Here is a 5,713-nt window from a genome sequence, read left to right on the forward strand (position 1 = left end):
GCGAGGCGTTCGAGTCGCGGTACCGGGGGAAGCCCTTGAGGCCGACGCCCGTGACCGGCTCCGCGCGCCACATCCGCCCAGCCGCCGCCCACATCGTGTACCGGTCGGTCACCGACTGGTCCGGCGCGGCCGCGCTCGGGGTGGTCCTCGTCGGCGGCCTCGGGATCGGTTCGGAGATGGTGGAGGAGCGGGTCGCCAGCATCACGCAGGTGGCGGCCGCGACGAGCGTCACCCGCGCCGCCCGCCGTACCCCGGCGAGCAGCAGCTGGATCGCGCAGGCGAGCACGGTCGCGATCCACGCGCCCCGGCTGAACGACAGCACCAGCGGGACGAAGAGCAGCCCCGCGCAGACCAGCGCGGCCGTGCGGACCCGGCCGGGGCCGCTGCCGAGCGCGATCCCGGCGGCGACGATCAGCCCGTACGCCACGACCGTCGCCATTCCCATCACGTCGGTGGCGCCGAAGGTGCCGACGGCCCGGACGTCCTCGCCCTGGTACGAGGCGCCCGTGCCCGTCAGGTACTGGACGACGCCCACCGCGCCCTGGAGCAGCGCGAACGCGACGAGACCCCAGGCGATCACGGCGAAGTCCCGCCGGTCGCGGATCGTCAGGAGCACGGCCGCCGGGACGAGGACGAAGATCTGCAGGTAACGGGCGACGCCCGGCAGGCTCGCCGCCGGGTCGTGCGAGGTGATCGCGGCCAGACAGATCCCGAGCACCGGCAGGCCGAGGACGACCGCCGCTGCCCGGGTCAGCGGCCGGGTCCCGCCGCGCAGCACCCGCACCAGACAGATCAGGACGAGGAGCCCGGAGGCCGCGTCGGCGACCGTCCCCGTGCCGCCGGTGCCGCCCTGCGCGCCGCCGCCGCCCGGGACGAGCAGCAGCGCGATCACGGCGAGGACCGGGGACAGCGCCCCGGCCCGGCGGGCCAGGGCCCGTACGTCGGCACCGGAGTCCGGCACCGCCGGCGCCGTCACGGCCGTGGCCATCCTCAGCTCCCCGTGGGTCGGACGAGCCCGGCCGCCGTGCGCAGCAGGATGCAGACGTCCTGCCAGAGCGACCAGTGGTCGATGTAGTGGTTGTCGAAGCGGCAGCGGTCCTCGATCGAGGTGTCGCCGCGCAGCCCGTGCACCTGCGCCAGACCCGTGAGCCCCACCGGCATCCGGTGCCGGGCCGCGTACCCGGCGTGGATCTTGCTGAACTGGGCGACGAAGTAAGGGCGTTCGGGCCGGGGCCCGACCAGGCTCATGTCCCCGCGCAGCACGTTCCACAGCTGCGGAAGCTCGTCGAGCGAGGACTTCCGCAGGAAGTTCCCGGCCGCGCTCATCCGCCGGTCGCCCGCCACGTTCCACCGGGTCGCCGACTCGGTGTCGTCGGAGGGGCGCAGCGTACGGAACTTGAGCAGCGTGAAGTGGCGCCCGTGCTGGCCCACCCGCTCCTGCCGGAACAGCACGCCCGGGCCGTCCGAGAGCCGCACGGCAAGTGCGCACAGCAGCAGCACCGGCAGTGCGAGCGCGAGCGCGGGGGCGGCGAGCACGATGTCGAGGGCCCGCTTGGCGGCCCGTCCGCGCCGCTCGCCCAGCGGGACGATCCGCTGCCAGGCGTATCCCCACATGTGCGCGCCCATCGGCCCGCCCTGCGGCCGGCCGCCGACCCGCCAGGTGGCGCAGCCGTACTGCTGGAAGAGCGCCACCAGACCCGGGTCGTCGTCGAGGAACACCGCGTCGCGCACGGCGTTCTGGATGACCGCGCGCTGGATCTCCTCGGTCGTGGTGAGCACCGGGAGCCCGCCCTCCGCGGCCGTCCGGGAAGGGCCGCCCTGCTCGGGGACGCCGACGATCCCGACCGGCCGCATCCCGTACTCGGGGTGCTGGGCGGCCGCCGCGGCGAACCGGCGCGCGGCCCCCGTCCCGCCGATGACGAGCGCCGACCGGGGCCGCTCGCGGGCGATCCGGCGCCGCCGCCCGAGCAGCACGGCGCGGACCAGGCACACCAGGGCGACGTGCGTGCCGTACGCGGCGCAGAGCCGCAGCGGCCCGATCGCCAGGGCGGGGGAGTACGCGGCGACCGAGGCCGCCGCCAGGCACCAGGCGAACCCGGCGCGGGAGCCGAGCGCGGGCAGCTCGTCGAGGGCCCGGGTGTGCGCGGCCGGCCGGTAGAGCCCCGCCTGCCCGTCGAGTACGAGGACGAGCAGGAGGATCGGCAGCACGAGCCGGAGGTCGTGGTGCGCCGCGCTCAGCACCGACGCGGCGGCGAGGACGGCCAGGGCGTCGACCACCACGAGGGCCGCCACGCCGGACCGCTGCCGCACCCGGCGGTGGCGCGGCAGCGCGAGCCGGCCGGGCGTACCGCGGCGCGGCGCGAGGGAGGCGAGGCCGAAGCCCTGGCCCGCCGTGGGCCAGGGACCCGGCGAGGGGGGAACGCTGGTACTTTCCGTGGTCACTGCGCAATCGGCTCTCTGTGCTCGGCCCCCCGCACTCCGGCCAGTTCGCGGTAGACGTCCGCGACGGCCGCGCCGGTGCGCCGGACATCGAATCTGCTGAGGACGTGCTCGTGGGCCTCGCGGCCCAGGCGGTGCCGGAGCTCCGGCCTCCCGAGGAGGCGGCTCAGAGCGGTGGCGAGCGCGGCCGGGTCCTCGGGCGGGACCAGACACTCGGGCGCGTGGGCGGGCGGCAGGCTCTCGCGCGCGCCGTCGACGTCGCTGACGACGACCGGCCGGCCGGCGGCCATGGCCTCCAGGGGCGCGAGGGCCATGCCCTCCCAGCGGGACGGCAGGGCGACCACGTCGGCGGCCCGGTACCAGGGCACGGTGTCCTCGACGGCCCCGGTGAACCGCACCGAGGGACCGGCGGCGGCCCGCAGGACCTCCTCGTCCGGGCCGTCGCCGACCAGGACGAGCCGGGCCGCGGGCACTTCCGCGAGGACGGCGGGCCAGGCGGCGAGCAGGACGTCCTGCCCCTTCTGGCGGCAGAGCCGGCCCACGCAGACGACGGTGGGCGCCGGATTGCCGGGCGGTCCGTCGGTCGCGAACCGGGCCGTGTCCACGCCGTTGTGGACCACCGACCAGGCCGCCGCGACCCCGGCCGCCTCGCCGGTGCGCCGCTCGGCCTCGCTCACGCAGAGGATCCGGTCCGCCCACCGGGCGCCGAACCGCTCCCAGCTCCGGGCGAGCGCGGCGGTCGTCCCCTCGACCGCCTCGAAGGACCAGGCGTGCGGCTGATACACCGTCGGAATCCGTCCCCGCACGGCGAGTCGGGCGCACAGGCCGGCCTTGGCGCTGTGTGCGTGGACGAGCCCGGGCCGGACCGTACGGATCAGCCGGGCCAGGTCCCGCGTCTCGCGGAGGACGGCGGGACCGGGGTCGCGGCCGGCCCGCCAGTCGTGGGTCTCGGCGCCCTCGGCGCGGACGGCGGCGGAGAGCCCGGTGCCGGGCGGGCAGGCGACCGCGACCCGCAGGCCGGCGGCGCGCTGGAAGCGGACCAGGTCGACGACGACACGGGCGACCCCGCCGTCGCCGGGCTGGACCGCGTGCAGGACGGTGACGGACCCGAGGTCCGTGGAGAGTGGTGACCGCACGTCAGCGCCGGACGTCCGCCTGGAGGAAGACCGCGCCGAGCCAGACGGTGTCCTTCCGGCTGCCGACCCGGACGTGGACGCGGTCGCCCCCCGCGCGCAGTGCTCCCCGCAGATCGAACACGTCGGAGTCGTATCCGAGGGTGTTCGTACGATCGGGCCGTCGTACGGTCCGACCGGTGCCGAATTCGGTGATGGTGGAGTTCAGTACGTCGTCCGCGGAATTGGCGGAATCGGAGAGACGGGTGCTCTTCGAACGGCTCGTTTCCACCGTCAGGTAATCCCCGGAAGTGCCGCGGTCGCCGTCATAGGCGATCAACCCGAGACGCCCGGAGACGCCCTTGGGGAAACGGTTTCCGTCGACCGGTACGCGCAGCTCACCGGCGCGCGGACCGACCGTTTCGAAACCGTCCCAGACACTGATCCTGCGCAGCGGTTCCGAGGCCTTCTCGTACGCGGCGACGAGCGTCCAGCCACCCCATCCGCCCATCGCGGAACGGCCCCCGGCCACATTGATCTGGGCGACGGTCCACAGCCCCGGGTGCGAGCGGCGGACCAGCTCGGTGACGTCGGCGGAGGCCTGGAAGGCGTCGGCGCCGTCGGCCGTGCGGTGGCCGATCACGGAGTCGGCGAGCAGCGCCTTGTACCGTCCGCCCGGCTCGGCGACCAGGACGCGGCCGTTGTCCTTCGGCGGCTTCTGCTCGCCCACCCGCAGGTTCCCGCCCCAGTAGAGACGGGCCCAGGTCACCCGGGCCCCGGCCGGCACCGGGAGTTCGGCACGGCTGGAGTTGTACGTGTTGGGGTCGCGGTCCACGTCGACGTACCTGATCGTGGCGCCGTCGTTGACCGACTCGGTGCCCTTCGCGCCCTTCGCCGAGGTGTTGGCGGCGCGCACGATCCCACCGTGCTGCACGGCCTGGTGACGCGCGGCGAAGGGGACGCGGGTCGCCTCCCGCGGCCGGGGTGCGGCGGCGGAGGCGCCGGGCAGCGCGGCGGACAGGACCGCACACGACAAGGCGCACACCACGCTGCGACCCACAGCAAGAACCGCTGAATTCCGCATACAGGATCTCCGCTTTGATGAGAGAAGGGAGGGAAGACCCGAGAAGGCCGGGGGAGGGGAAGGTGTCGTCCGCACGAAATGGGTGAACGCGCGGCGGGCCCGGAAGCAACGTTCGGGAACGTTATAACCCCGATGCGGAGCGATAGTACGCATTAGATGCCCGGAAACGCTAACTCCCGTATCCGCGCGGCCGGTTCCTCGTTGAGCGTGTTGCGCCATTCCACGCCCAGTCGCTCGAATGGCCCTCCTATGGCCCAAAGATCGGTTGAACGTCACCCGTTCGGGAGAGCAACCGATGAAAACCCGGGGCGTTGTTGAGAGAGCCGGGCCGAACAGTCCGCGCAGTCCGAGTTGGATGAATTCGATCGAGGAGCGCCTCTCCATGTCCCGTATCGCCAAGGCCGTAGTCCTGACCGTCGGTGCCGCCGCCGCCGTCGCCGGTGCCGCCGGTGCCGCCTCCGCCGACGCCGGCGCCGAGGCCGCGGCCGTGAAGTCCCCCGGTGTCCTCTCCGGCAACGTCGTCCAGGTTCCGGTCCACGTCCCGGTCAACGTCTGCGGCAACACCGTCAGCGTCATCGGCCTGCTGAACCCGGCCTTCGGCAACAGCTGCGCCAACGTCTGATCGCGCACGCCTGATCGGTCCTTCCGAAGCCGGTGCGCCCACCCCGCCGGGGTGGGCGCACCGGCTTTTCCCTTGCAGCCACTGGTCCGGTACTCGTTCGGCCGCACCTTCGTGCGCCGTTCGGTGCAACGGCGTACGCCCCTTCGGGGGGCAGGTCGCGGGGGCGGATTCACTCGAACGGAGACGTGGCGCTCAGTAGTTCAGCGGTTGCGGAGCGCTATACCCGCAGGCACCGTGAGAGAGAAGTTGTCCGACGCATAAGGAAAAGGAACACATATGCGTCCCCTGGCTACACGCCGCCTCACCGCCCTGGCGATATCCGCCGCCATCACCCTCGGCACGGCGGGAACCGCCTTCGCCGGCGAACACCACCCGTCCCCCGCGGTCGGCCGGGCCAGGAGGGCGGTGGTGTCCGGGAGGGGCGCGTGGGCGGCCCGGCCGACCGCGGGGGACGGG

The 5,713-nt window shown here is 74.0% G+C and carries 5 protein-coding genes and 1 pseudogene; 2 read left to right on the top strand and 4 right to left on the bottom strand.

What is annotated here, in order from left to right:
• The 4 genes from CCN56_RS13550 to CCN56_RS13565 form a co-directional block, all read right to left on the bottom strand.
• Positions 1-988: O-antigen ligase (locus CCN56_RS13550; protein ID WP_086826779.1), on the bottom strand; the 988-nt coding region annotated here is incomplete at its 3' end.
• A 2-nt stretch (positions 989-990) separates the two neighbouring features.
• On the bottom strand, positions 991-2,442 hold the full coding sequence (locus CCN56_RS13555; protein WP_086826781.1) for a sugar transferase: 1,452 nt from the start codon (positions 2,440-2,442) through the stop codon (positions 991-993).
• Positions 2,439-3,575, bottom strand: a complete 1,137-nt coding sequence (locus CCN56_RS13560) for a glycosyltransferase (protein ID WP_086826782.1) — start codon at positions 3,573-3,575, stop codon at positions 2,439-2,441. Before CCN56_RS13560 ends, CCN56_RS13555 begins: the two co-directional genes overlap by 4 nt.
• Position 3,576: 1 nt before the next feature.
• Positions 3,577-4,635 (bottom strand): DUF3344 domain-containing protein, encoded by a 1,059-nt coding sequence (locus CCN56_RS13565; protein ID WP_086826784.1) that lies wholly within the window; start codon positions 4,633-4,635, stop codon positions 3,577-3,579.
• 382 nt (positions 4,636-5,017) lie between these two features.
• Between CCN56_RS13565 and CCN56_RS13570 the strand changes: the two genes are divergently transcribed.
• On the top strand, positions 5,018-5,257 hold the full coding sequence (locus tag CCN56_RS13570) for a chaplin (RefSeq protein ID WP_086826786.1): 240 nt from the start codon (positions 5,018-5,020) through the stop codon (positions 5,255-5,257).
• Positions 5,258-5,533: 276 nt separating this feature from the next.
• A pseudogene (locus CCN56_RS43870) lies at positions 5,534-5,713 on the top strand (hypothetical protein); the annotation flags it as partial.

The sequence above is a fragment of the Streptomyces sp. NRRL B-24572 genome (assembly GCF_002156145.1).
Taxonomy (GTDB): domain Bacteria; phylum Actinomycetota; class Actinomycetes; order Streptomycetales; family Streptomycetaceae; genus Streptomyces; species Streptomyces vietnamensis.